24 protein-coding genes are annotated in these 26244 nt (G+C 72.0%); 9 read left to right on the forward strand and 15 right to left on the reverse strand.

Features of this window, described 5'->3' with window-relative positions; genetic code table 11:
- Position 1 precedes the first annotated feature (1 nt).
- From ABD120_RS21795 to ABD120_RS21805, 3 genes are all read right to left on the reverse strand, one after another.
- A complete protein-coding gene (locus ABD120_RS21795) occupies positions 2-1213 on the reverse strand; it encodes a glycosyltransferase (protein WP_343951809.1) in 1212 nt (403 codons plus the stop codon).
- 746 nt (positions 1214-1959) lie between these two features.
- The gene (locus ABD120_RS21800) at positions 1960-2850 is read right to left on the reverse strand and encodes a hypothetical protein (RefSeq protein ID WP_343951810.1); all 891 of its coding nucleotides are present in this window, start codon (positions 2848-2850) and stop codon (positions 1960-1962) included.
- Positions 2847-3389, reverse strand: a complete 543-nt coding sequence (locus ABD120_RS21805; protein ID WP_343951811.1) for an RNA polymerase sigma factor — start codon at positions 3387-3389, stop codon at positions 2847-2849. The genes ABD120_RS21800 and ABD120_RS21805 overlap by 4 nt, the downstream gene beginning before the upstream one ends.
- A 229-nt stretch (positions 3390-3618) precedes the next feature.
- On the opposite strand from ABD120_RS21805, the gene ABD120_RS21810 reads away from it, so the two are divergent.
- Positions 3619-4359 carry a hypothetical protein gene (locus tag ABD120_RS21810; protein ID WP_343951812.1) on the forward strand — a complete coding sequence of 247 codons (741 nt, stop codon included), beginning with the start codon at positions 3619-3621 and terminating at the stop codon, positions 4357-4359.
- 56 nt (positions 4360-4415) lie between these two features.
- Here the strand turns inward: ABD120_RS21810 and ABD120_RS21815 are convergent, their stop codons facing one another.
- Positions 4416-6035, reverse strand: coding sequence for an alpha/beta fold hydrolase (locus tag ABD120_RS21815; RefSeq protein ID WP_343951813.1), 1620 nt, complete (start codon positions 6033-6035; stop codon positions 4416-4418).
- A gap of 227 nt (positions 6036-6262) precedes the next feature.
- Between ABD120_RS21815 and ABD120_RS21820 the strand changes: the two genes are divergently transcribed.
- The 4 genes from ABD120_RS21820 to ABD120_RS21835 all read left to right on the forward strand — a co-directional run bounded on the left by ABD120_RS21820 (position 6263) and on the right by ABD120_RS21835 (position 9382).
- Complete coding sequence (locus tag ABD120_RS21820) at positions 6263-6748, forward strand: response regulator transcription factor (protein WP_343951814.1); 486 nt, start codon at positions 6263-6265, stop codon at positions 6746-6748.
- Positions 6749-6783: 35 nt separating this feature from the next.
- Positions 6784-7446, forward strand: a complete 663-nt coding sequence (locus tag ABD120_RS21825) for a class I SAM-dependent methyltransferase (protein WP_343951815.1) — start codon at positions 6784-6786, stop codon at positions 7444-7446.
- 249 nt (positions 7447-7695) lie between these two features.
- Entirely contained in the window at positions 7696-8493 is a 798-nt protein-coding gene (locus ABD120_RS21830) for an NAD(P)H-binding protein (protein WP_343951816.1), read from the forward strand.
- Positions 8494-8575: 82 nt separating this feature from the next.
- On the forward strand, positions 8576-9382 hold the full coding sequence (locus tag ABD120_RS21835) for an SAM-dependent methyltransferase (protein ID WP_343951817.1): 807 nt from the start codon (positions 8576-8578) through the stop codon (positions 9380-9382).
- A 106-nt stretch (positions 9383-9488) separates the two neighbouring features.
- Here the strand turns inward: ABD120_RS21835 and ABD120_RS21840 are convergent, their stop codons facing one another.
- Complete coding sequence (locus ABD120_RS21840; RefSeq protein ID WP_343951818.1) at positions 9489-12518, reverse strand: S8 family serine peptidase; 3030 nt, start codon at positions 12516-12518, stop codon at positions 9489-9491.
- Positions 12519-12833: 315 nt separating this feature from the next.
- Between ABD120_RS21840 and ABD120_RS21845 the strand changes: the two genes are divergently transcribed.
- Positions 12834-13451 (forward strand): sigma factor-like helix-turn-helix DNA-binding protein, encoded by a 618-nt coding sequence (locus ABD120_RS21845; protein WP_343951819.1) that lies wholly within the window; start codon positions 12834-12836, stop codon positions 13449-13451.
- 96 nt (positions 13452-13547) lie between these two features.
- Here ABD120_RS21845 and ABD120_RS21850 read toward each other — a convergent pair whose 3' ends face one another.
- From ABD120_RS21850 to ABD120_RS21865, 4 genes are all read right to left on the reverse strand, one after another.
- Positions 13548-14789: an SGNH/GDSL hydrolase family protein gene (locus tag ABD120_RS21850; RefSeq protein WP_343951820.1), complete on the reverse strand. Its 1242-nt coding sequence runs from the start codon at positions 14787-14789 to the stop codon at positions 13548-13550.
- Positions 14790-14870: 81 nt separating this feature from the next.
- On the reverse strand, positions 14871-15758 hold the full coding sequence (locus tag ABD120_RS21855) for a LysR family transcriptional regulator (protein ID WP_343951821.1): 888 nt from the start codon (positions 15756-15758) through the stop codon (positions 14871-14873).
- An 87-nt stretch (positions 15759-15845) separates the two neighbouring features.
- Positions 15846-17588: an ABC transporter ATP-binding protein gene (locus ABD120_RS21860; protein ID WP_343951822.1), complete on the reverse strand. Its 1743-nt coding sequence runs from the start codon at positions 17586-17588 to the stop codon at positions 15846-15848.
- The gene (locus tag ABD120_RS21865) at positions 17585-19360 is read right to left on the reverse strand and encodes an ABC transporter ATP-binding protein (RefSeq protein WP_343951823.1); all 1776 of its coding nucleotides are present in this window, start codon (positions 19358-19360) and stop codon (positions 17585-17587) included. The genes ABD120_RS21860 and ABD120_RS21865 overlap by 4 nt, the downstream gene beginning before the upstream one ends.
- Before the next feature lie 110 nt (positions 19361-19470).
- On the opposite strand from ABD120_RS21865, the gene ABD120_RS21870 reads away from it, so the two are divergent.
- Entirely contained in the window at positions 19471-20106 is a 636-nt protein-coding gene (locus ABD120_RS21870; protein WP_343951824.1) for a MerR family transcriptional regulator, read from the forward strand.
- A 122-nt stretch (positions 20107-20228) separates the two neighbouring features.
- Complete coding sequence (locus ABD120_RS21875; RefSeq protein WP_343951825.1) at positions 20229-21377, forward strand: winged helix DNA-binding domain-containing protein; 1149 nt, start codon at positions 20229-20231, stop codon at positions 21375-21377.
- A gap of 97 nt (positions 21378-21474) precedes the next feature.
- Here the strand turns inward: ABD120_RS21875 and ABD120_RS21880 are convergent, their stop codons facing one another.
- The 6 genes from ABD120_RS21880 to ABD120_RS21905 form a co-directional block, all read right to left on the reverse strand.
- Complete coding sequence (locus ABD120_RS21880) at positions 21475-22320, reverse strand: alpha/beta fold hydrolase (RefSeq protein ID WP_343951826.1); 846 nt, start codon at positions 22318-22320, stop codon at positions 21475-21477.
- 239 nt (positions 22321-22559) lie between these two features.
- A complete protein-coding gene (locus ABD120_RS21885; RefSeq protein ID WP_343951827.1) occupies positions 22560-23045 on the reverse strand; it encodes a hypothetical protein in 486 nt (161 codons plus the stop codon).
- Positions 23046-23163: 118 nt separating this feature from the next.
- Entirely contained in the window at positions 23164-23415 is a 252-nt protein-coding gene (locus ABD120_RS21890) for a hypothetical protein (RefSeq protein WP_343951828.1), read from the reverse strand.
- A gap of 180 nt (positions 23416-23595) precedes the next feature.
- Positions 23596-23991: a hypothetical protein gene (locus tag ABD120_RS21895; protein ID WP_343951829.1), complete on the reverse strand. Its 396-nt coding sequence runs from the start codon at positions 23989-23991 to the stop codon at positions 23596-23598.
- Between the two features lie 18 nt (positions 23992-24009).
- Entirely contained in the window at positions 24010-24408 is a 399-nt protein-coding gene (locus ABD120_RS21900; RefSeq protein ID WP_343951830.1) for a YybH family protein, read from the reverse strand.
- Positions 24409-24412: 4 nt separating this feature from the next.
- On the reverse strand, positions 24413-25369 hold the full coding sequence (locus ABD120_RS21905; RefSeq protein WP_343951831.1) for an RNA polymerase subunit sigma-70: 957 nt from the start codon (positions 25367-25369) through the stop codon (positions 24413-24415).
- 59 nt (positions 25370-25428) lie between these two features.
- On the opposite strand from ABD120_RS21905, the gene ABD120_RS21910 reads away from it, so the two are divergent.
- Complete coding sequence (locus ABD120_RS21910) at positions 25429-26229, forward strand: helix-turn-helix transcriptional regulator (protein WP_343952187.1); 801 nt, start codon at positions 25429-25431, stop codon at positions 26227-26229.
- Positions 26230-26244: the final 15 nt, after the last annotated feature.

Genomic DNA, 26244 nt, shown 5'->3' on the forward strand with positions numbered 1-26244 from the left:
CTCAGCCGGTCTCGCCGAGCAGCAGCCCGGCGGCCACCGCAGCCCCGTCGGTGCGGACCGTCGCCGCCACGGCCGCCGCGCGCGCCCGGGTCTCCGGATTCAGGACGGCCGCGAGCGCGGCCGAAAGCGACTCGGCGGTCGGCACCGGGCCGTCGTGCGCGACGCCGACGCCCAGTTCGGCCACCCGCCCCGCCCAGTACGGCTGGTCCGCCACCTGCGGCACCACGACCTGCGGCGTACCGGACCTGGTCGCGGCCGTCGTGGTCCCCGCGCCCCCGTGGTGCACGACGGCCGCCACCCGTCCGAACAACGCCTGGTGGTTGACCTCCCCGACGACGAAGCAGTCGTCCTGCCCGTCTACTACGGACAGGTCCGCCCAGCCCCTGGACACGACCGCGCGGCGGCCCTGGGCACGGACCGCCTCGACGGCCTGCCCGGCGGCATCCGCGGCCCCGTGCATCGGCATGCTGCCGAACCCCACGTACACGGGCGGCTCCCCGTCCGCGAGGAACTCCGCCAGCCCGGCCGGGAGCGGCCGCTCGTCCTGGACGATCCACGCCCCTGTCTGCACGACGCCGAGCTCCGGCCCGTCCCGCCACGGGTCCAGGACCGGATCCGACGCCAGCCACGGCCGCTCGCCTTCGGCGTAGTCGCGGACGTGCCCCACCGGCGGCAGCCCGGCCGCAGTCCGGTTCGAGTTGAGTGCCTCGCCGAACAACTCGTCGGCAGTCCGAGCGTCCAGTTCCCACAGCACCCGGTTGTCCGTCACCTCGGGCGGGAACGGCCGGCCCGGGTAGGCCAGGGGAGCGCGGTGCGGCGAGGGCAGGGTGAGCTGCTGGAAGGTCACGGACACGCAGCGGATGCCGAGCATCTCGGCCACCGACCGCGCGCCCGCCGCCGCGGGCAGCATGCCCGTAGCGACCAGCACGTCGCATCCCTCTGCCGCCGCCGTGACCGTCTCGAACTGCCCGGCGATCAGCTCCGCCGCCCGCTCGGGCAGTGTCGTCGGCCGCGGCGCCGAGGTCGTGAGCGCCCGAGCCGACGGGCCGACCGGCACCAGCGGCGCGCCGACGTGGGCGAGACGCCGCTCGAACACCTCGTCGGGCGGTGCGCACACCCGCACCTCGGCGCCGCGCTCCCGCAGCCGCGCCGCGAGCGCCACCAGTGGCTCGACATCTCCGCGCGATCCGTACGTCGACATCAGCACACGCATTCGCATCCCCGTTTCCGCAGTTGACAGGCTTGGCCGTCTGATTCTGCGGCACCTGCCCGGTCTTGCCGCAAGCCCCCCACTCCGCTATACCTTGACAGTGGAAGGGTGCCCCGGGTCCGGACCCTTCAACACGGAATCCGCGCGGTGGCGCCTGCCGCGTGCGTCTCATACCCGCCGTCGATCTTCGCGGTGCGGCAAGGCGACTTGTTCCACTCCGAACGGCGGCATCATGCCGCATCCCTTGATCATGACCGCCGTGTCCGTTGTCAGGAAACGAGCTCCTGTGTCTCCTCCAGACCCGGACCTGGTTCCGCGCTGAAAAAATCTACTTTGTAAAGGCGTTCAGTCGTGGAACGTCGGAACTCAGGCGCCGCCAGAGGGTGAGCAGGTGGCGCACTTTCTGACGTCGGTGGCGCGGATGTGGGACGACGTGGTGCGCTCGTGTGCCCATCAGCGGGTGTTCTGCGGGGTGGACTGTGTGGACGGGTGGCTGGCCCGCGAAGAGCTGGCGCGGGGTTATGTGATGGATCTGGGTACGTTGTGGCGGTTGGCGAGGGGGGTACACCGGGCGGCTGGATCGGGGCCATGTGCGCCGGGTTCCGGTTGAGGCGACGGCGTACTTCGCGGAGGCCGGGCTGCGGGGGGCGTTCTGGGGGTTGCCCGCTGAGTGAAACGTGGCGGCTCCTCCGTCGATGGAAGGGGCGGCACGGGAGATCATCATTTGCGGTGAGCGATCTTCTGTGTCCTCATGGCTGGTCGTACCACTGGGGTTCGGCGACGCTCTGGGAGTCGGGGGCGGGTCCGGCTTCGGGGCCGGGCTTGATGTAGAGGTCGAGGCCGTCGCTGCTGCTCTTCTTGCCGCCGTCGACGATCCAGGCGTCCTTGACGCGCTCGGCTGGGACGGACTGGTCGAAGTAGCCGCCGTCGGCGTGGTCCCAGAGCAGGCGGTAGTGGACGGTGAGGCCGCGTTCGCGGAGTGCGGCGCGTACGGTTTCCACGGTCTTGCCGCTGAGGGTGTAGCCGTCGAGGGGTTCTTGTCCCTGGTCGTAGAGGTCCGTTTCGGCGTAGCGTTCTCCGGGTCTGGCGGCGCGGCCGATGCCGAAGGCGATGCGGCCGGGGTAGTCGGAGGGGACGGAGAAGGCGGCGCAGTGGGCGCTGTCGCAGTTCTTCGGAGTGGATCTGCCGAGGTGACCGCTCCATTCGAAGCCGCCGGGGGCGATGGGGCCGAGCATGGTGCCGACGTACTTGGGCTCGGTGGGGATGATCTTGACGGTGACGTTGAGGCCGACGGCGCGAAAAGCCTCCTCGAAGCGTTCGCGCTCGGCGGTGGGGTCGATGACGGTGACGGTGAACTGGTCGGCGTCGCGGTTGATGGCGACGGCGGCGTTGGCGTACTCGGTGGCGGGGCCGCCGGGTGGCAGGGTGAGGGCGAGCGTGACGGCGGCGGCGAGGGTGGCTGCGGCCGTACCGAGGATGAGCAGGCGGCGGGGTTTGCGGCGGGCCGGTGCCGGTGCTGGGGCGGGTTCTTCGGACATGATGGCGTTCATGAGGGCGCGGGCGGCGGGTCCGGTGGGCTGGGCGGCGGGGTGGTCGGCGAGGTCGCGGTCGTGGATCGGGGTGAGGTCGGCGAGGCTCATACGGTGCTCCGTTGGAAGTCGAGGGCGCGGGGGTGGTCGACGCCGGCCTTGGCGAGGGCGCGGGCGAAGCGTTTGCGGGCCCGGTAGAGACGCACGCGTACGGCGTTGCGGGTGATGCCGAGGGCGGTGGCGATCTGGGCGGTGTCGAGGTTCTCCCAGGCGATGAGGGTGAGGAGTTCGCGGTCGTCGTCGGTGAGGGTGGTGAGGGCGTGGTGGATGGGGGTGAGGTCGTCGGGCGGTCGGTGGGTGGTGAGGGGGGTGGCGGCGAGTTGTTGGCGTAGGGCGGCGGTGCGCTGGTCGTGGCGTCGTCTGCCGCGTTGGTGGTTGGCGAGGACGCGGCGGGCGACGCCGTAGAGCCAGGGTCGTGCCTGGTCTCCGTCGGGTACCTGGTCGATGCGCCGCCAGGCGATGGTGAAGGTCTCTGCGACGATGTCGGCGGCGTCGTCCGGGTCCTGGCAGCGGCGTAGCGCGTAGCCGAGAAGGGGTCGGTAGGCGTGTTCGTAGATGTCCACGAACCGGCCGGGGGCGTCGGCTCCCATCCGGTCTCCTTGTGTGCGGTGAGTTGGTCGTCCATTCATGTCCGGGTTGTTCGGCGCATTACAGGGGGCGTTGGTTTCGCGGTGTGTGGGGGAGGGGTTAACCTCTGCCGGATGGGCACTGTCTGTGATGGTGTGGCTTCGAAGTGTGTTCGGGAGTGATGGTCGTGCGTCCTGGTGAGGGGGTTGTCACCCTGGTCGCGGGGGTGGTGTCGGCGGGGTGGGGGTTGCGGTGAGTGTGGGTGAGGCGTTGGCGGCGGTGCTGTCGAGTGAGCGGGAGCTGGCGTTGCTTCGGGCGGATCCGGAGCGGTTGCGGCGGCGTTACGCGCTGACCGAGGGGGAGCTGGCGATGGTGATGTCGGCTCGTTCGCCGGGGTCGGAGGTGACGAGTCGTGGTGTGGTGCGGCTGGTGCGTTCGGCGCTGGAGGCGTGTGTTCCGGTGACGGTGGCGGAGGTGGGGCGGGATGCGGGGTTGTGGGCGGAGTTCGTGTCGGTGACGGTACGGCGGCCGCCGCCGGTGGGGGTGCGGGTGGGGGTGTCGGAGGCGCGGCAGTTGGCGGCGTGGTTGGAGGGCCGGGGGCTCGGGGGGTTGGGGTGTTACGCGCGGTATGAGTTGGCGAAGGCGGAGTTGTTGCGTGAGCGGTCTGCTCCTGCGGGCAGTGGGTGGCCGTTGTTGTCGCCGGCTGTGCGGTTGGTGGAGTTCGAGGTGGATGTGACTGCGGGGCCGCCGTTGCGAGGGCTGCCGGTGCGGCGGACGTTCGCGGTGTTGCAGCGGGTGCGGGATCCGGCGTGTGTGCGTACGTACCGCATCAGTGAGGCGACGGCGGAGTTGCTGCGGTTGTGTGATGGCAGCCGGGATGTGGAGCAGGTGGTCGCGGCGGCGGGTGGGCAGGCGCGGGCGATGCTGGCGCGGTTGGCGGCGGCGCGGCTGGTGGTGGCGCGGGGTGCGTCCGGGGGCCGGATGCCCCGTTGAACGCCGGACGCGCTCTCCGGCCGGCTGGTCGGAGAGCGCGCTCGGCTGGTGGTGTCTCACTGGGTGGGTGGGCCTACCGGGTTGACCTTGAGGGGCGGGATGGCGGCCAGGCAGGAGGTGTCGCCGAGGCGTCCGTCGCGGATGAAGCCGCTGACGAGGGCGGCGCCGCAGCCGGTGGAGTCCATTTCGGCGCCGTGTCCGGTGTTGGGCACCGACAGGAACTGGGCGCGGGGGAATTGTGCCGCGCTGAGCCTGCTGTTCTCTGCGGCGGTGTTGTTGTCGAGGTCGCCGGAGACGACGAGGGTGGGTACGTCGGGCAGGGGCCGGGTCAGTTTGTACGGCCGGGCGGTGCCTTCCTCGGGCCATTCGATGCACAGGTCGCCGCCGTCGGGGGCGCTGAGTGCGAAGCTTTGGGCGCTGAAGGTGTCGAAGGCTCCGGGGGCGGTCTTGGCGAGGGCACGGTCGAACTGCTGCCACCGTTTGCGCAGGGGGGCCTCGACGGACCATGGGCGGGTGTAGTCGTTGCAGACGACGGTGATGGTGTGGCTCTGGTCGTGCTGGAGGTCGGCGAATCCTTGCACGAGGGCGGTGAGTTCGTTCTTCAGCGGGGTGGTCTCGCCTCGGGCGGCCTGGTGCAGCAGGGCGGGCAGGCGGCCGATGAGCAGTACCTGGTCGGGGAGTGCGCCGACGCCGCTGCTGGCGGCGAAGGTGAGGGCCTGGGCCAGGAAGGTCTCGGTGAGCCGGAAGGTGCGGGGGTGGCCGCCGACGGTGATGGTGGTGTCGATGGGCTGGGCGCGCAGGCGGGCGTTCACGGTGCGCAGGTCCTCGACGGCGGTGTTGCCGTCGCAGGCGGCGCTGCGTTCGCAGACCAGGCGCAGGGAGTTGCCGATGGCGCGGGCGCTGGGGGCGCCGAAGGGGTCGAAGGTGACGGGGTAGGCGGCTGACAGGACGATGGAGCGGACGGTGCGCGGGTGTCGTTCGGCGTAGATGGGCATGAGGTAGGTGCCGTAGGACTGGCCGTAGAGGACGACTTTGGCGATGCCGAGGTGTTTGCGGACGGCGTTGAAGTCGTCGGCGGTGGCGGCGGAGGTGTAGCCGGCCGCGCGGGGGCCGAGGGCGGCGGCGCAGTCGGCGACCATGGTGCGCTGCTGGGGGCGGTCGGCGAGGAGGTAGTTGCCGAGGCCGCAGCTCACGGGGGAGGAGCGGCCGATGCCGCGCGGGTCGATGAGGAGCAGGTCGTGGTCGGTGCGCAGGGAGGCGAGCAGTCCGTCGTACCACTGGGCGAGGTCGAGGGCGGCGCCGCCCGGGCCGCCGGGGTTGACCATGACGGTGTTGGTGGCGGGGGCGGATTCGTTCGTGCGGCGGACGAGGGCGTAGGCGACGTCGATGGTGCCGAGTTCGGGTTTGCCGTGGACGAGGGGGCGGGGCCGGGTGCCGCATTGGACGCGGCGTCCGGGGACGGTGGGGCACCAGTCGGGGCCTTCGGTCCTGGGGGCGTGCTCGGTGGCGTTGGCGGGGGGTCGCAGGTTCGGGGGGAGGGGGAAGGGTTCGGGGGACAGGGGATACGGCAGGACGTGCTGCTGTTGTTGTTGGGGTGGGGCGGGGGGTGGGGGAACTGTCGGTGTGAGGACTGACAGGGAGGTGTTCAGTGCCATGAAAGCCGAAATGAACGACATGGTGGTCAGTGTGGCGGGGTGGCGATCTTCGCTGCTACGGCCGTTGGTCGTCGTCATCGTGTGCCGGTCGGGGGCCCGGTTCTCCTCCTGAAGACCGAATCCGGGCCCTTCCCCCTCCTCCTCGCGGAGGTGGGGGAGGGCGGGGAGTCCTTGCGTGTGCTGCGGTCATGCGCGGTTCGGCCTTTCGGGGCGTCGCAGGTTCGGGCTGGTTGGGGCAGGGTGGGGGTGTGCGGCGACGGGCGGTGCGGGGACTGGCGTACGTGGCGACGGTCACGGGCTGGGGGAGCGGGCCTGGGGTGTGCGGGCGGGAACTCGCCTATGTGGGGGCGGCGGCTGCCATGACGGTGCTGGGGCTGCTGCACGTGCTGGTGACGGGGGTCGCCGTGCTTCTGGTCGTCAACGTGATCGGGCTGCCGCTGCTCGCCGTCGTCCTGCCGGCGGCGGGGGAGGCGGTGCTCGATCCGGAGGTCGTCACCCAGGTCATGGGCGGGGCCCGGCGGGCTGAGGCGCTGGCGGCGCTGACGCCGCGCGAGCGGCAGGTGCTGGCGACGATGGCGCAGGGCCGTTCCAACCATGCGATCGCCGCCGTGTTGCACCTGTCGTACGGTGCGGTGGAGAAGCATGTCTCGCAGATCTTCGCCAAGCTCGGCCTGCCGGTGTCGGGCGGTGATCATCGCCGGGTGCTGGCCGTCCTGCACTACTTGCGGGCCTGATCGGCCGTTCCCTCTGGTTCGTTATCGTCCTGGACATGACCGAATCGGCCTATCTCCACGCCACGCGGGTGGCCTACGACACCGTCGCCGTCGACTACGCGCTGCTGTTGCGGGACGAGCTCGACGCCAAGCCGCTCGACCGTGCCATGCTGGCGGCGTTCGCCGAGTACATGCGGGTGCCGGGTGCCGGGGAGGTGGCCGATCTCGGCTGTGGTCCCGGGCGCGTCACCGCCCACCTGCACGCTCTCGGGGTGGACGCCTTCGGTGTCGATCTGTCGCCGAAGATGGTCGCCGTCGCTCGTTCCGCCTATCCGCAGCTGCGGTTCGAGGAGGGCTCGATGACCGCCCTGGATCTCGCGGACGGGGCCGTCGGCGGCGTGGTCGCCTGGTACTCGACCGTTCACACCCCGCCGGGGGTGCTGCCGACGGTGTTCTCCGAGATCCACCGGGTGCTGGCGCCGGGTGGTCGGCTGCTGCTCGCGTTCAAGGTCGGCGACGAACGCCGTCACGCCGAGCGGGGTTACGGTCACAAGCTGTCTCTCGACATCTACTGGGTGCCTCCTGAGCGTATCGCCGCGTACTTGGATGCCGCCGGACTCGTCCTGGAGGCTCGGCTGATCCGCGAACCCGACGAGAGCGAGCGGCCGCGTTCGGGCCGGCAGGCCTTCTTCCTGGCCCGCAAGCCTCAGGAGTCCTGACTCGCCCCGCGTTGACAGCCGTGGTGCGACGGGCCCCGATGGGCGAGCATGTCCGCCGCCATCGGCCTGACCTTTTCGAACCGGTGGTCCGTACTCGCGACGATTCGAGCGTGTCCGGTGACTCGCTGGTTGATGTTGACCTCGATCGAAGTTGAGGTTCTAGGGTGTTCCCTCGACCTGATCACCGAGCGACGGGGGAACCACGATGATCCTTGTGACCGGAGCGACCGGGAACATCGGCCGTGCCCTTTGACGTACCTGCACCGATCCGGTGCGAAAACGCGCGGCCTGACCCGCGATCCGGCCAGAGCCGTCTTTCCCGACGGTGTCGAGGCCGTCGGCGGAGATCTCGCGCGCCCGGACTCGCTGAGGCCCGCTCTCGACGGGGCGCGCGCTCTCGTCCTGCTCGGGGGGATGGGCGTCGAGGCCGACCTTCTCGCCGCCGCCCGGCAGGCCGGTGTCGAGCACGTGGTGCTGGTGTCGTCCATCTCCGTGCAGACGCACCCGCACCTGCGCGAGGCCGCCGAGAACCGGGCCGGTGAGCGCCTGGTCGAGGACAGCGGCCTGGGCTGGACGATCCTGCGGCCGACGCAGTTCGCCTCCAACGCCCTGCGGTGGGCCGAAGGCGTCCGTGAGCACGGGAGCGTGCGCGTCCCCTTCGCCGACATCGGGCTGCCCGCCGTCCACCCCGCCGACATCGCCGCCGTGGCGGCCGCCGCGCTGACCGGCCCCGGCCACGACGGCCGCACGTACGCGCTGACCGGACCGGCGCGCATCACGCCGCGCGAGCAGGTCGCGGCCATCGCCGAGGCGTCCGGCCGGCCGGTGGCCCTGGTCGAGATCACGAGGGCGGAGGCGCACCGGCGGATGGCCGCCTTCCTGGGGGATCAGACCGCCGCCGCCGTGCTCGACCTGACGGGCGGGGACGTCAACGACGAGCTGGCCCGGGTACGCGACACGGTGTCGCAGGTCACGGGGGCGCCGGCCCGGACCTTCCGGCAGTGGGCGCAGGAGAACGCCGCTGCCTTCCGTCCCGCGACTTCTTGACGGTGAGCGGTTTCGGCGGGTGGAAGGGCCACCTGGTTGTTAGGGTGATCTTGGTTCTGTGTCGATGCGCCGAGGAGATGGCATGACGACGGAAAGCACCTCGAACATCCCGCTCGGGGTACCCACCGCCGCGCGCATGTACGACGAAGCGCTGGGCGGCAAGGATCACTTCGAGGTCGACAGGGCGGCCAACGCGAGGCTGTACAAGGCGATCGGCGAGGACCGGGTACGGTCCACCGCCATGGAGAACCGCCGGTTCCTGGGGCGGGTGGTGCGGTATCTGTCGGAGGAGTGCGGCATCCGCCAGTTCCTCGACGTCGGCTCCGGGCTGCCGACCGCCAGCAACACCCACCAGATCGCCAAGGAGGCCGATCCCGGGTCCCGGGTCGTCTACGTCGACATCGATCCGATCGTCGCCGTGCACGGCCGGGCGCTGCTGGCCGACGACTCCACCCGGATCGTCACCGCCGACATGCGCCGGCCCGAGACGATCCTGGACGACGAGCGGGTCAACGGGTTCCTCGACTTCGGCCGGCCGGTCGCGGTGCTGTTCGTCGCGGTCTTCCACTTCGTCACCCCGGAGGAGGATCCCGCCGGGATCGTGGCGGCCTTTCGCGAACGGCAGGCCCCCGGTTCGTACGTGGCGATCTCCCACCTGACCACCGACGGGATGTCCGAGCCGGAGCAGCAGGGATGGTATGCCGGGTTCGCCGGCGCGACGGTGCCTCTCGTGCTCAGGAAGGAGGCGGACATCCGCCGCCTTTTCCACGGCTACGATCTCGTCGAGCCCGGCCTGGTGCGTCCGTACGACTGGCGCCCGGGCGATGACGGCTCGCCCCGTACCAGCTCCTTGTTCGGCGGCGTCGGCCGAGTCTCGCACCCGGCCTGACCGCGGCCCGGTCGCCTCGGGTACGGCGCCAGCCGCGATGTCCGCGAGGCTGGTGTGCTCCGGCAGCCGGGAAGGCCGGTGGGGTTCGCCCCCACCGGCCGAGGGATCAGCCGATCACGTAGGCGTCGCGGATGGTCTGGGTGACACTGTCACCGTTGGTGTCGGTGGCCTGGGCACGCAGGGAGACGGACCCGGTCTGCGGGTTGGCGACGCGTGCGATCCAGCCGTGCGGCGTCGCCTTGACGGGTGTGTTCCGCCAGGTGGCGCCGGCGTCGGTGGAGATCTCCAGGTGGAGGCTCTTCACCTGTGCTTTGGTGGCGCCGGGGTTGCGCTCGGTCCAGATCGGGACCGTGGTGGTGGATCCGGGTTTGGCGCGGTTGTGGTCGTCGAGCCCGTGCGGCGCGAAGCGGACGGCGGTCAGCGGCAGCGCCTGAGGCGAGGGGGTACGCGCGGAGCGGAACGTCCACGCCGCCTCCACCGAGGTGGACAGCGTGGAGTGCGGCACCTGGCGGGTGCCGGTCGCGGTCAGCGTGTACGTCGCAGCCTCGGCGGGCAGGGTCGCCTCCACCCCGCATCCGCGCGGGTCGAACACGTAGCACCCCGTGTAGTCGGTCTTGGCGACGACCTGGCCGTCCTTGGCGAGGGTGACGCTGCCGGAGGCGTCGGCGTCCATGCCGGTCCGGCCCCTGGCGGCGTCGCTGAACAGGCGGGCGGCGCTGAAGGCCAGCTTGTCGCCGTCGCGCTGGCCGCCGAGGGTGGCGAAGGACGGTCCGCTGACCGCCGCGTTCCACGTCTCGCGGGTGTGGCCGCCGTCCACGCGCCGGCCGGTGTCCATGAGGCGGGACCTGCCGGTGGCCAGGGTCGAACGCCAGGTGAGGCCGGGCGTCCGGTACTGGGTCAGGGTGCCGGGCAGGGTGACACGAGGCGTCTCCGCATTGTACGTCCAGCGGTTCTCCCCCCATTCAAACGCCACGGAATGCGTGCCGGTCGTGGCCACGCCGGCGCCCCGGAAGGTGGTGCTCACCTTGGCGAGGTCCTCGGTTCTGGCTGCGTAGGCGAGGTTCTCCGGGATCCCGTCGGTCCCTCGGATGACGAGGTCGTAGCGGTACGGGCTCGGGGTGGCGCCCTGTTTGTGCCACACGGACCTGGCGAAGAAGCTGAGCCCCGGCCGCTTCGCCGGGATGGCGAAGGTCGTATCACCGCTTATGCTCACCCTGCCGTAGTTCCACCAGCCGTGGGTCACATACTGGTCAATCACTCCGGGCGCGGCGGTGGGGGCGTCCACCGTGAACGTGATCGGCTTGCTCTGGCGGGCGTCAACGTTCACCGCCGCTGACTTTGTGACCTGCACCACTTCGTGGGCGACGGTGCTGTTGGAGCCGTCGGCGGCATCGATTTCCAGAAAGAGGTTCCATTCGCCGGCGGGAAGCCGGATGGTGCCGGATCCGTTCTCAAGATGGAATTGGTGCACATCGCCTGCAGCGTTGTAGGCACTGCCGCCTATGGTGGCGGGGGCGCCGTTCCTGTCGAGGGCGCTGACGGGCAGGTCGTAGGACTCGGGTTCGATCCAGGCGTTGGCGACGGTGCGGACGATCTGGTCGCCCGCTTTCGCGGTGACGGTGCCGGGGTGGTCGCCGGGGGCTTTGCCCTCGGCGTTGATGGTGACGGTGACCGGGGTGCTGCCCTTGGCGGGGATCTCGACGCGCTGGGCGGAGACGCGCAGGGTCTCGCCCTCGACGGTGAGGTCGAGGGTGACGGGGGTGTCCCCGGCGTTGGTGTAGACGATCTCGCGGGTGACCTCGCGTCCGCCGGTCGAGCCGTAGGGGAAGGCGGCGTGCAGGTTGGCGGGTGTGGCGACCACCTGCTGCGTCACGGCGCGGAGCACGTCCACGCGTCCGGCGCCCTGATCGAAGACGGTGGTGCCGGGCTGGGGCGCGGCGCTGCCGGTGAGGGCGGCCTTGAGCTGCCTGCCGGTCCAGGTCGGGTGCTTCTGGGCCAGGATGGCGGCGGCCCCGGCCACGTGCGGCGCCGCCATGGAAGTACCGGACTTGGCCACGTGCGAGCCCCTGGCTTCCGCTGCGACGATGCCCACGCCCGGGGCGGTCACATCCGGCTTGACCGCGTGGTCGAACTTCCGGGGACCTCGGCTGGAGCTGGGGGACATGGCGTCGGACTTGTCGACCGCGCCGACCGTCAGCGCGGCGTCCGCGCTGCCGGGACTGTCGACGGTTCCGGGCTCGTCCGCCATGCCCACGCTCATGTTGATGATCTTGGCTTTGACCTCGACGGCGGCCCACTGCATGCCCGCCAGCATCACGGACTGGGGGTATTGGCCGGTGCCCAGCTTGCCGACCGCCAGCTTCGAGCCGGGCGCGACGCCCTTGTACCTGTCGCCGCCGCTGGCGATGGTGGCGGACACATGGGTGCCGTGGCCGTTTCGGTCGGTCGGGTCGGGTTCGTCGGAGAAGTTCCGCGAGTGGGCGACCACGCCCTTGAGATCGGGATGGTCGGGATCGTAGCCGGAGTCGAGCACCGCGACGGTGACCCCGGCCCCGGTCAGGCCCTGCTGCCACGCCTGCGGGGCGCCGATCTGCGCCACGCTCCGCTCAAGGGTGGGGGAAAGTTTTCCGTCGAGCCAGATCTTGGACCGGCTCGACCTGAGCGTGCCGACGCCGCCGAGGACGTCCTGCCAGGTCTTGGCGGCCTCGGCCTTCGGGACGCTCATCGTCGCCAGCCCCAGCCCCGCGAGCTGCCTGGCCTGCCGCGCGCCGCCGAGCACGGCCGCCTCCCCCGAGGCGGACTGCGTGATCAGCGGGATCTCCTTCTTCTGCGCGTCGCCGTAACCCCACTCAAGGAGCTGGGTGACGTTGAACAGCTGGTGGTCGAGCAGTCCCTGTGCCACCAGAGGTCTGGCGTCCGACGGGATGATGTGGAGATCGCCGTCGCGTTGGGTGACGGCGAAGCGGACCTTGCGCCGCGTGCCCGGTTCGATGTGGAAGTTCTGCCCGGTGACGGTGACCCGGTCACCGGTCAGCAGCGTCACCGTTTCCGACGCCGTTTCGCTGTCGGCGGCGGCGGTGCCGGTTAAGGCACCCATCGTCGTCACCGCGACCAGCACTCCGCTAAGAAATCTCATGTTTCTCCCCCTGTGAGATGTCATCGCGATGAGACGATAAGGCAAAGATCATCTCGGGGTGGGGCAAAGCGGGAAGATCGAATCGGGGGCGCGGTAACGAAGCCGGCCGCGTGAGGCTGCGCCCACCGGTCTCGGCCCGGGGAACCGCCGAACCGAGCATCGGCGTCACTATCGCCCCTCAGGGCAGGGAGCGGACACCCGTGACGCCCCTTGTTACCTTCTGACGTCCGCCCCCGTCATACGGGCGACGGCCGAGTACGCCCCCGGCCGTCGAACCCGCGCCAGACCCGCCCCGAGGCGTCCTACGGGGATGGTTTGTCCGAGCTCGTGATGGAGACCGATGACAGCGCCGAGCCGGGGGAGAGCGCGGCGCTCACCGATTCGGTGGAACTCGCGCTGCTCGTCGTCCTGGACTCGCTCGGGCCCGGCGAGCGGCTGGCGTTCGTGCTGCACGACCTGTTCGCGGTGCCGTTCGCCGAGATCGGCCGGATCCTCGGCAAGTCCGCCGACGCCACCAAGATGATCGCCAGCCGCGCCCGCAGGAAGGTGCGGGCGGCCGAGCGGCGGACGGTCGCGAGCCGGGAGCGGCGGCGGGTCGTCGCGGCCTTTCGCGAGGCCGCGACGGACGGCGATTTCGCGGCGCTGCTGCGTGTGCTCGACCCGGACGTGCGGCTGACGGTCGACACTGCGGGCGGGGTGGTCGTCACTCTCGGCGCCACCGAGGTGGCCGCCGGCGCGCGGACGGTCTCCGGCGCGGTCGGACGGCACCGCACGGTGCTCGTCGACGGCCGGCCCGGCTACGTCTCGTGGCGGGAGGACGGAACCCCGCTCGCGATCATCTCGTTCACGGTCGCCGGCGGTCGCATCGCCGCCATCGCGATCGTGGCCGATCCCGCCCGGCTCGCCGCGATGCGCCTGCCGGACCCGGCGTGAGCCGTCCAGAGGCGGCCGGGAGGCAGGCGGGGGCGACCTGGGTGCGGGTCGCCGTCCGGCCATTTCCCCGGGGGCGCCCGGACGGCCACCAGATTTCTAGCGTGACAGTTCGTCGAGGTCGACGGCCTCGGCCATCGCCCGGTAACCGCCGTCGCTGAGGTGCAGGTGGTCGCCGCTGTCGAAGTCGGGGCGCAGCCGGTCGGGGTCGGCCGGGTCGGCCAGGGCCCGGTCGAAGTCCGCGACGCCGTCGAACTCGCCGCCGGTCCGGATCCACGTGTTGACCGTGTCACGCACGCCCTCGCCGTACTCGTTGTAGACCGGCGAGCCCTTGAACGGCGGGATCGTTCCCCCGATGATCTCGATGTCGTCGGCGCGGGCGGCGCGGATCAGGGCGCGGTAGCCCTTGATCAGGGCGTCTGCGGTCATCTTGGGGCGGGGCACCGTGCACTGCGAGGGCGCCATCTCACCGTGCATGATGTCGTTGATGCCGCCCATCGCGATCACCGTCCGTACCCGGGGCTGGTCGAGCACGTCGCGCTGGAACCTGGCCGTGGCCGCCTCGCCGAAGCACGCCGAGTCGTTCAGGATCCGGTTGCCGCCGATGCCGCTGTTGAGCACGGTCAGCGAGCGGCGCGCGAGCCGGTCGGCGAGTACGTCGGGGTAGCGCCGGTCGGCGTCGACCGTCGAACCCAGCCCGTCGGTGATCGAATCGCCGAACGCGACCACGGTGTCCCTCTTCGTGGAGGAACGTCCGGACACGTCGAGTCCCTCCAGGAAGTACCAGGAGGTGCTCTTGTCCGAGAACGCGCCCGCGCCCGGATCGCGCAGCCGGTCCCCGGTGGCCCGGAAGGAGGTCGCGGCGGCCAGGTGATGGTTGGTGGCCGGTCCGGTGGCGCCCTTGAAGTACAGCGTCACCGTCACGTGCTCGCGCGCCTCGACCGGCAGCGTGACCGGATCGGCGGCCACCCGCCCGCCTGCGGGGATCGTCACGCCGGCCGCGCCGCGGAAGCGCAGCGGGCGGAGCGTCTCAGGACGGACCGACGCGCCCTTGGCCGTCTTGCCGATGCTGGCGCCCGTCAGTTTGAGCGGCGTCTTGCCGTAGATGTTGGACAGGCGCAGCCGCAGGCGCGATCCCTCCGCGCCGACCCGGACCACCTGGCGCACGGATTGGTCGGCGAAACCCTGCTGTGCCCAACTGGAGATCCATTCGTTCGCGCTGGGATGCTGCACGGCGCTCACCCATCCGGCCGCCCACCGGTCGTCCGGCTGCGCGGCGGCGGGCAGGGACGTCAGACTGAGCGGCAACGCGAGTAGCAAAGCCTTCGAAACCAGGTTCATTCGACACCCTTCGTCATAGGACTCCGCACCAGGGTCGTCGCAGCCGGTCCGCAGATCAATGACGGGATCCGGCGTGATCGATCAGCCGGACTGAACGGTCGCGAGCCCGGCGACGGCGCGGGCGAACTCGCGCACGCGGACGGTCTGGCTGGCCGCCCGCCACACCAGCGCCCATTCGACCGGCGCGGCGTCGCGGAAGGGCACGTAGGTCACTCCGGGCCACGCGTAGTAGCGGTTGGCCTGCGCACCGACCGCGATGACGCCCTTGCCCGCGGTGATGAGGGTCAGCGCCTCGGAGAAGGTCTTGACCTCGGGCCCGCGCGGGATCTCCCTGCCGCCGGGAGTGTGGCTCGGGCTCCGGTCGTCGGCGAAGGAGTCCGGCCACGACGCCGCCCCGAGCGTCAGCACCGATGCCGACGCCAGGTCTTCCAGGCAGACCGACTCCTGCCGGGCCAGGCGGTGATCGGACGGGACGGCGAGCATCCTCGGCTCGCGCAGCAGCACCGGGCCGGTGATCAGGCCGGGCTCGCGGGACAGGTACGGCCCGGCCATGAGGTCGATCTCCCCGGCGCGCAGCGGCGCGAGGCCGTCGCCGATCTGGATCTCGCGCAACTGAGCCTCGAACTCCGGATGGCGGGCGCCGGCCCGCGCCAGCAGATCGCCCATGGCGGCGCCCACGAAGCCGACCGTGATCGGCCCGCCGAGGCCCCGCCCGGCGGCGGTGGCCCTGGCCAGGCCGTCGCGGATGAGCCGGGCGGCGGGGGTGATGTCCTGGCGCAGCCGCTCGCCGATGGCGGTGATGGTCACCTGGCGGCTGGTGCGCTCGAACAGCGGTGCGCCGATCCGGCGCTCCAGCTTCCTGAGGGTCTGGCTGACGTTGCCCTGCGACAGGCGCAGCCGCTCGGCGGTGCGGCCGAAGTGGAGTTCGTCGGCGAGGACGAGGAAGACTTCGAGCTCGCGCCGATCCATTGCCCACCTCCGATTATCCGCCAGACTAATCGATTTATCCGCCAGACTAATCGATCGGTGCGGATGCCGGGGGCGATCACGTGGGTGTCATCCGTGGCCGGCGATGCGCCACTGCCGCGCCCGCTCGTACTGCCGGCTGATGCGCGCGAACGCCCCGCCCGTGGACAGCAGTTGCGCGGGCGTGCCGGTCTCGGCCACCCGGCCGCCGTCGAGCGAGATCACGTGGTCGGCCGCGGCCAGGGTGGCGGGACGGTGGGCGATGACGATGACCGTGCGATCGGGGTCGTCGCCGAGGTTGGCGATGGCCTGCGTGATCGCGGCCTCGTTCTCGGGGTCGAGCGCGGAGCTGGCCTCGTCCACGAGCACGATGCGGGCCCGCTTGAGGATCGCGCGGGCGATCGCGACGCGCTGGCGCTCACCGCCGGACAGCTGGGCCCCGGCCTCGCCCACGCGGGTGTTCCAGCCGTCGGGCAGCCGCTCGACCACCTCATCGAGCCGCGCGGCCCGCGCGGCCTGCGCGAGTTCGTCCCAGGTCGCCTCGGGGTGCGCGAGGCGGAGGTTGTTCTCGATGGTGTCGTCGAACAGGTACACCTCCTGGAAGACGATGGCGATCTCGTCGAGCAGGACGCCCGGATCGAGTTCGCGGACGTCGACGCCGCCCACGCGCAGCAGCCCGGAGTCGATGTCGAAGAAGCGGGCGATGAGCCGGGTGACGGTCGTCTTGCCCGAGCCCGACGGCCCGACCAGTGCCGTGGTGGTGCCGGGACGGCAGCGCAGGGACACCTCCCTCAGCGCCGGGGCGTCTCCGCCCGGGTAGGTGAAAGTGACGTGCGAGAACTCGACGTCGGCGCTGCCGATCGCGCGCACCGGGTCGGCCGGCATAGGCAGCACGGGGGCGGCGAGCAGCTCCTCGATCCGGGTGATCTTGTTCGTCATCGCGCGCAGGGCGCCGACGAGGTCGATGAGGTTGCCGAGCGGCTGCAGGAAACGGGCGGCCAGCACCAGCAGCGCGATCGCCAGGGCGACCTCGATGCGGCCGCTGAGCAGGAGCGCGGCGATCAGGGCCAGGACCGCGACGAACCCGGCCGCGACCACGCCGGTGTAGACGAAGAACGGCCGCCGGGCCCTGCGCATGCCCTCCCGGTAGGTCTCGCGATGCTCCTCCAGTACGGCCCGCATCCGGGGTGTGCCCTCGGCGTGGCCCGCCGCGCGCAGGACCGGCTGGGCCTGGCCGAGCTCGATCGCCCGCCCGGCGACCGAGGTCGCCGCCCGCTCCAGTTCGATCTCGGAGACGGCGGAGACGTGCGCGGCGTGCCGCAGCGCCCAGGACGCGAGCAGCGCGATCGCGCACAGCAGCAGCGCCACCCGCCAGTCGGCGGCGAACGTCACGGCCACGACGGTCGCGGGCAGCAGCGTCGAGACGATCACCGGCCCGCCGATCGTCACGGCCAGTTGCGCGGCGTCGCCCACGTCGGCGGTCACGCCCCGGGCCAGCCGCGCCTTGTGCTCGGCGGTGAACCACCCGAGCGGCAGCGTGGCCACGTGGCGCATCAGCCGCTGCCGCAGTTGCGCCGCCAGCGCGCCCGCCGCCGCGTAGCCGACCGGGTCGGCGACGACGCTCAGCACCCCGTAGGCGAGCGCGCCGGCCGCGCCGAGCACGAGCCACGGGGCGGCCGAGGCGAGATCGGGCTCGGGCCGTACGACGGCGTCCAGGATCGGGACGAGCAGGCCGAGCAGCAGGCCCTGCAGTACGGCCTGCGCCGCGGTGAGCGACCACAGCCGCGACAGCAGCCGGGGATCGGGCCACAGCCGGTGAAGGCGGCGGATCATGCGGGCACCCCTTCCTGCGCGGCCCACATCCGCGCGTACAGTCCGTCGAGTCCGAGCAGTTCGGCGTGGCTGCCCCGCTCCACCAGCCGGCCCCGGTCGATCACCAGGATCTGGTCGGCGCCGGCGATCGTGTGCAGCCGGTGGGCGATCACGATCACCGTCTTGCCGACCGCGAGGGAGGCCAGCGCGTCCTGGACCGCCGCCTCGCTGTCGGGGTCGAGCGCGGCCGTCGCCTCGTCCAGGACCACGATCGGCGCCCCGGACAGGATGGCCCGCGCGATCGTCAGCCGCTGGCGCTCGCCGCCGGACAGGCCGCCTCCGCCGCCGTCGAGCAGCGTGTCGTACCCGTCGGGCAGGCGTTCGATCACGTCGTGGACGTGCGCTGCGGCGGCGGCCTGCCGTACCTCGTGGTCGCCAGCGCCGGGGCGGCCGATGCGGATGTTCTCCGCCACACTGTCACGCAGCAGCGCGACGTCCTGGAACACCAGCGACATCGACGCCAGCAGTTCGGCCGACGGGATCTCGCGCACGTCGATCCCGCCGATCCGGATCGCCCCGGCCGTCACGTCGTAGAAGCGGGGCAGCAGGCTGGTGAGCGTCGTCTTGCCCGCGCCCGACGGGCCGACGATCGCGGTCACACGCCCGGGCGGGCACACGGCGCTGATCTCCTGGACCGCGTTCGTCACCCCGTCGTAGGAGAAGGTGACGCGGTCGAACTCGACGCCGTGACCGTCCGGCGGCCGAGGGTGCTCCGGCTCCGGCAGCGGCGCGTGCGACAGCAGCCGCTCGATGTGGGCCGCGCCCATCCTGCCCTTGCGCACGCCCTGGGAGGCGGACACGGCGGGCAGGATCGAGGTCGGCAGCCCGACGGCGACCACCAGGAACGCCACGAGGTCCGCGACGGTGAGCGACCCGCCGGAGACGAACGCCAGCCCGGCGGCGGTCACGGCGGTCAGGACGGCCATCTCCGAGCCGAACAGCCGGGTCGCCGCCGAGCTGTAGCGCACCTCGGCGACCCACGCGGCGAACGCCTGGGCGTATTCGTGCACGGCGTCGTCGAAGCGGCTCAGGACGCGGCCGCCGGTGCCGAAGGCCTTGACCACCTGGATGCCGTCGGCGTACTCGACGCTGGCGGCGCTGATGCGTCCTTCGGCGGCGATCAGGCGGTTCATGTGGGAGGTCATCGACCGCATCGAGACGCGGTAGCAGACCCCCATCAGCGCGAGGACGCCCAGGGCGACCAGGGTCATGGGGACGTCGACGAGGAACAGGTAGCCCATCGCCACGACGATCACGGTGGCGGCCCCGGTCAGTTGTCCCAGGGCGTGCGCGATGACCTCGTGCATCTCCTCCAGGTCACCGGTCATGGCCCGTTTGACCCGCCCGGAGCCCGTGGCGCGGAACCAGCCCAGCGGCAGCGCGCCGAGGTGGCGCACGATCCGCACGCGCAGGTCGTGCAGGATCGCCGCGTCGGCGTAGTGCCCGATGCGGGAGGACTGCACGAGCAGGATCAGCCACAGGGCGGCGCCGGCGGCGCCGACGCCGACCCAGGTCCAGACGGCCGCTTGCGCCCCGCCGGGCCGTTCGAGCACGATCCGCGCGATCTCGGCGGCGGCGATGTAGGGCACGATCCCGGCGGCGGCGGACAGCGCCGACAACACCCCGCAGGCGATCAGGTGCGGCCGGACGGGCGCGAGCAGCCGTGCCAGCGCCCCGGGTTTCGCGAGTCCGGCCGGCCGGCCGTCGTCCGCGCGTGTGTCTGATGTGCTCATTCCTCGGTCTTCCTGTGGCCGTCTCCGCCTCCGCGATCAGAGGCACTAAGGTTTGCCTAACCTCACTAGCCATCTTGAGTCTTCAAGGCGACTTGATGTCAAATGGGGGCATGAGCGATTCCGACGGCGTCTCGATCGGCCAGGCGGCGGCCCTGTACGGCCTGCCCCCGTCCACGCTGCGGTGGTGGGAGGCCCAAGGGGTGCTGCCCGAGCCGCCGCGTGTCAACGGGCGCCGCGTCTACACCGAGACCGACCTGCGCCGACTCGGCCTGGCCTACCTGTGCTGCGTCACCGGGGCCATGCCGCTGGAGCAGGCCGCCGTGGTGACCCTGGGCAGCCGCAACCCGCACTGGCAGAGCACCGTGCGGCACCAGGCCGGTCTCATCGAGGAGAAGATCAGGCGCCTGCGCAGCGCGCACGAGTACCTGCTGCACCTGCTGCGCTGCCCGGACGACGACATCGTCGGCCAGTGCCCGGACCTCGACGGCGAACTGGTACGGCACACGCCGCGCGGGCGGGTCGCCGCCGCGGACCTCGTCGCGGCGGCGCAGGCCGTCCTCCGGAGTGACGAAACAGGGCCGCCGCGTGACGAATGCGCGGTCTGCGGCGGGTCGTTCACCCAGCCGGCGAGCGGGCGCCGGCGCCGGTACTGCTCGCGCGCGTGCCGTCAGCGCCGCTACCGGGAGAACGCCTCCCGGGTGGCTCCCCGGAACCAGGCGAGTCAGTCCCCGCGCCCGAGGTCGTGAGCGCCCGGCGGCGTGCGGGGGCGCTCGGCCGCGTCGGCGTCGCTGATCCCGAAGGGGCCCTCCACGCGCAGGCACTCCTCGGCGGCCCCGGTTCGCCGCGCATGGCTGGCGGAAGGTGATGAATGGGGCAGAATGTGGCGGTGACGTTGACCGTGCGTGAACTCAACCGGGCGACCCTCGGCCGCCAGTTGCTGCTGGAGCGCGAGCCGTTGAGCGTCCCCGACGGGGTCCGCAGGGTGGTCGCACTCCAGGCGCAGGACCCGGCCTCGCCGTACGTCGCGCTGTGGAACCGGCTCGGCGGGTTCGCGCCGGCCGACCTCGACGCCGCCTTCGCCGGAGGTTCGGTGGTGAAGGCGACGCTGATGCGGATCACGCTGCACGCCGTGCACGCCGAGGACTACCCGGACTTCCGCGGCGCGGTGCAGCCCACCCTGTACTCCGGCCGCCTCGGCGCCCGCTTCGCCGAAGCCGGGCTGAGCCCCGCCGACGCCGACGAACTGGTGCCGGAACTGCTGGCCTACGCCGAGCGGGCGCGCACCTCGGCGGAGATGCGGGCGTGGCTCGGGCAGCGGCTCGGCGGCGAGAAGGGAGAGGGGGCGTGGTGGGGGCTGAAGGCGTACGCGCCGCTGCACCACGCGCCGACCGGCGCACCGTGGTCGTTCGGTCTGCGGCCGTCCTTCGTCGCCGCGCGGACGGCGCCCCCCACCGGCCGGACGGCCGAGCCGCAGGCGCTGCGCGCCCTGATCCTGCGCTATCTGGCGGGGTTCGGTCCCGCGTCGGTGGCCGACATCGCGCAGTTCGCCCTGGTACGGCGGACGGCGATCCGCGACGCGCTCGGCACGCTGGAGGGCGCCGTCGAGCACCTGCGAGGACCGGGCGGCACCGAACTGGTCGACCTGCCCGGCGCCCCCCGGCCCCACGCGGACACCCCCGCGCCGCCCCGGCTCATGGCCATGTGGGACAGCGTCCTGCTGGCCTACTCCGACCGCAGCAGGGTGATCCCCCCGGCGTACCGGCCGCTGGTGATCCGGCGAAACGGTGACGTGCTGCCCACCCTGCTGGTGGACGGTCAGGTCGCCGGCGTGTGGCGCCACGTGGACGGAGGCATCGAGGCCACCGCCTTCCACCCCCTGCCGCCCTCCGTCTGGGACGGCCTGGCCGTCGAGGCCCAGGCCCTGACCGGGGTTCTCGGCACCCGCGACACGGCCGTCTACAGCCGCTATCACCGCTGGTGGGCGCAACTCCCCGACGCCGAGGTGCGGCGGCTCTGAACGAGGCCGCCTTTCACGGTCCGGGTCATCGCGGAACCGGCCGGGGCGACGAGCCGGTCGCCCGGCCCGCCTCGGACCGACGCCGGGGAAACCGGGGTCAGGGCCGCTCGCGGAGGAAGTCCGACACCGTGTCGGTCTGGCCGAAGATCGAGTGGCCGACGCCGGGCAGGACGCGCACGCGCGCGCCAGGCAGGCACCGCCGTACGCGCTCGGCGGTCTCGGCCGAGTCGAACAGCGCGTCCCGGGCGCCGACGATCACCAGGACGGGGATGGTGAGGCCGCTCAAGGTCTCGTCGGTGAAGCGGGGCAGCCGCGCCGTACGCGGATTGAAGTGCCGGAAGGTCAGCACCACGTCGTCGAGCACGCTTTCGAGGCCCGGCCCGTGCAGGCCCGCGACCTCACGCGCCGACCTGCGTAGCCCCCGCTCGCCGAACAGCCGCAGGAACACGGCCTTGAACAGCCACCCCGACTTGGTCCTGCCCACCCCGCCGGGGCACATGACAGCCAGGCGGGTGACCCGCTCCGGACGGCGGGTGGCGTAGTCCAGCGCCGTCCAGCCGCCGAGGGAGATGCCCGCGACCGAGACGGCGGTGAGACCGAGCGCCGCCAGGACGTCGTCCAGCCACGCCGCGTAGGCGCCGGAGTCCATGGGCGGGCGGGACGGGGCGCTCAGTCCGGGCTCGCCGATGATGTCGACGGCGTAGGTACGGAAGTCGCGGGTCCAGGCGGCGACGTCGTCCCGCCACATCGCCGCGTTGCCCGCGGAGCCGTGCAGGAGCAGCAGGGGCGGGGCGTCCTCGGGGCCGGAGACCAGGACGAACGTCTCACCCTCGCGGGTCGGCACCCGTACCCGCTCGGCCGGGACCGGCCAGGCGTCCAGGACCTGCCGGTAGCGGCTCTGGAGGAGGTCGGCGCCCGCCTCGGACTTGTAGATCGCGGTCATGACAAGCTGCTTCCTTCGATACGGCGACTGATCACACAAACTACCCTATATGTCCTTATGATGGGGATCGATAGAGTAGTTTGTGTCGTCCACCCGGAAGGTCGCAGACCGCCGCGCAACATCCGGACAGCCAGGTCGGCCTCCGCTGGACCTGGCGACGGGAACGCCTCGCGCGCCGTCCTCTCCGGCAGTCGCGGGAGAGGACGGCGCGCACGGTGTCACGCGGACTCAGCGGCGGCTCACCACGGCGTGGTGCACACCGCACGGCCGCCCGGGACGCCCGAGGGCGCGCCGCAGGCGCGGAAGCGGAGGTTCGGGTCGCTGGACGAACGGGCGGCCGGCGAGATGACGATCTCCCCGTCCCACCGGGCCTCGAACGGGCCGCAGTAACCCCACGTCCTGCCTCCGTCCGAGCTCACGTCGAGAGTGACCCAGTCGCCCCTCTTCGCGCCGGACAACTGGGCCCACCCGTGCTGGACGCCACGGATGTAGCCGGTCATGAGGTTGATCTGCGGGCGCCCGTTGACCCCGCCCCACCGCACCATGCGGACGGACGCCGGACGGTTGCCGGTGTAGCGCGACCAGCCGCCGCAGTCGATCGGCCCCGCCGCGCGGGCGGCGGGCGCCTCGGCGACCCGCGCCGCCGAGGCGGCCGGCGCGCTCGCGAGGGCTCCGGTGACGACGGCCACCGAGGCGATGGCCAGACCAAGGTTCCTTTTGCGCATGTTCCCCCCTGTGTGTCGAGCTTTTCGCAGACGTCGTCGCGATCCTCAACGTAGGGGCGGGCGCTGTCGCGGGGATGTCGTCCCGCTGTCGCCGGCGTGTCGGAGCCACCCCGGACGGTCACACGTAAGGGTCGGCCGCGACCTCGCTCATCAGCCACGTCATGAACACCAGCGTGTGCGAGTCGTCCACCTGCTCGGCTCGCGGCGGATCGGGCCGATGGACGCCGGCGGCCTCGAACCAGCGGATCAGATGTCCGAGGCTGAACTCGTACATCAGCCGGTGCTCCAGCAGGTCGTGCGGCACGGGGTCGGGCGGCAGCCGCTCCAGGAACGAGGGGCTGCACACGATCGTGAACCTGCCGTGCAGCACCAGCGTGTTCTCGGCGTTGGGCCAGTCGCCCGGACACCAGTCGATCCCCGCGTCGAGGTCGTCGGTCAGGAAGTCGGCCGGCTGGCTGGGTCTCGGCCAGCTCGCGAGGCAGCTCGCCGCCCGGCGGGAAGTACCCGACCGACGACACGTGCGTGCCGGGCCGCACCCATCCGGCCTCGATCACCGGGGTGGCCGCGTAGGTCGCCAGGCAGACGACGTCGGACTCGGCCACCGCGGCCTCCAGGTCGGCGCGGGCGAGGCCGGAGCGGGCCGCCAGGCCGGCATCGCCAGGGAGCAGCCCTTGCCGGGGACGGTCACCTCCGACCGGCCCGGCGACTGCACCTCGCCCCGTTCGAGCCCGCGAAAGCCGTCTTCGAGGCCGTCGAGCAATTCCTGCGGATCGAGGTTCGCCTCGACCTCGGCCTCGGTGAGGGTGAGGATCGACCGAGTGCCCTTGACGATCTCGAACGCGGCCTTGCCCGACATGAGGTTCTCCCCGGATCGATGTCGCTCGGCTTCGTTCGATTGTGCGGGCGGGCGCGTGCACCACTCAACCGGAAAATACGGCACTGACATGAGGATGACTAAACCGAACTACCCCTCGGCGGGGACCGGGTGAGGGAAGGAGTGGTGCTCGTGCGTGACGACCCACCGGGCGTCCCGCTTGCGCAGGCCGACGGTCAGCCGCAGGCGCTCGGCGGAGGCCGCGTCGGTGCCGCACCGCAGCAGGGCGAAGGCGAAGGCGACGTCCGGTCCGGCTGTGACCTCCAGCGACTCGATGTCGAAGGTGGCGCCGCCGGCCTGCCATGCGAAGAACCCGGGCCAGATCGCCCGGTAGGCGTCGAGGCCGCGCACGCCGTCGTACGGCGGCGGGACGTCGAACATCACGATGCCCGAGGAGTGCGCCGCCAGCACACCCTTGAGGTCTCCCGCGCGGACCGCCTCGGCCCAGCGCTCGATGAGCTTACGGATCTGCTTCTCGTCGGTGTTCACACGGCTACAACCCCGGCGCGGCCCCGAACTCATCGGGCAACCCGAAAACCGCCGGATCCGCATTAAGGAAGGAGACCACCTCGGCGATCCGGCCACCGCGTACGGCCAGCAGGTCCAGCCCGCCGAAGACGAAGCGGCCGCCGTCCCACCGGTAGGTGCCGAACGCGACCCGGCCGTTGGCGGCGGCGGGCAGGAACCGCCACCGTCGCGTGAGCGGCCCGCCGGCGAGGAAGGCGCGGATGGCCTCGTGCCCCTCGAACCAGGCGGTGAGCGGCGGCATCGAGTACTTCGCGTCCTCCGCCAGCAACGCCACGACGGCCTCGACGTCGCCCGCCTCCCATGCGGCCAGGTAACGCCGGGCCAGTTCCGCGTGCTCGCCGGGCTCGGCACGCCGGCTGGTCCCGGGCAGCAGCCCGGCCATGGACTTCCGGGCCCTCTGCAGCGCGCTGTTGACCGAGGGCACCGTGGTCTCCAGCAGTCCGGCCGTCTCACGGGCGGAGAAACCGTACACCTCGCGCATGAGCAGGACGGCCCGCTGCAGCGCCGACAGATGCTGCAGCGCGGCCACGAACGCCAGCTCCACGCTCTCCCGCGCGAGCGCGCTCGCCTCCGGGCCGAGGTCTTCGCTCCAGCTCATCCACCTGTCGGGGTACGGCTCCAGCCACGCGGTCTCCCCGAGCGGGTCGGTGGGCAGCGCCCGCCGCCCGCGCCGCTCGATGAGGGTCAGCGCCCGGTTGGTCGCGATCTTGTACAGCCACGGGCGGAGGGAACCTCGGTCCTCGAAACGGCCGAGGTCGCGCCAGGCGCGGTCGAGGGTCTCCTGAACGGCGTCCTCGGCGTCGTGCACGGATCCGAGCAGCCGGTAGCAGTGGGCGCGGAGCTCCTCGCGCAGGGGTCCGACCAGTCGTGCGAAGGCGTCGCCGTCACCGGACCGCGCGGCCGCGACGAGGTTCCCGTCCATCGCAGGAGACTAACCCGCCGGGCTCGCAGGCCCGGGCGTAGGGCAGGCTTGGCGGGGTGATGGCGATTCATTCGCTGCCCACGCGGCGGCAGGCGGAGCCGTACGAGATGACCGCCCGGCTGGCGCCGCCGAGGCTGCGCCCGTACGTGCTGGGCTGGGCGGGCTTTCGCACCCGGCCGGGTGAGCCCGCCGAGCCCAGCCGGATGCTGCCGCTCAACGCGGCCACCCTGATCGTCGACTTCACCGGCCTCGGCCCGATCGTCACCGGGCCTCGCGCCGCCACGACGTTCTCCGTCCACACGCCGTGGCGCCACGGCGTGGCGGCCGGGCTCACCCCCGCCGGGATGTCGGCGCTGACGGGGATCCCCATGCGTGAGGTGACCGGCGCGACCGTCCCGCTGGCGGATCTTCTCGGCGCCCGCGCGGCCGAGCTCACCGGACGGCTGGCCGCGTCGGCGGACTGGGGAGCGCGCTTCGGCCTGCTGGAGGAGCGGCTGACCACATGGCTGCGCCCAGGCGCCGGCCCCGACGACCTGATCATGTACGCCTGGCGGCGGCTGCAGGAGCCGTCCGGCCCGGCCACCATCGCCGCCCTCGCCGGCGAACTGGGCGTCAGCCGTCGCTACCTCGAACTCGGATTCCGCCGCGTGGTGGGCCTGTCGCCCAAGACGGTCGCCAGGATCGCCCGCTTCCAGCGCACCCTGGACACGTGGCGGCGGCCCGCCGCGACGCTGGACGCGGCCGTCGCCTGCGGGTTCGCCGACCAGTCGCACCTCGCCCGCGAGGTCCGGGCGATGACGCGGATGACCCCGAAACAGCTGTTCGCATTCGTTCAATACACCGATCGGCTCACCGATTAGCGTGACCTTCCGCTC

The organism is Nonomuraea longicatena (assembly GCF_039525605.1).
GTDB classification, from domain to species: domain Bacteria; phylum Actinomycetota; class Actinomycetes; order Streptosporangiales; family Streptosporangiaceae; genus Nonomuraea; species Nonomuraea longicatena.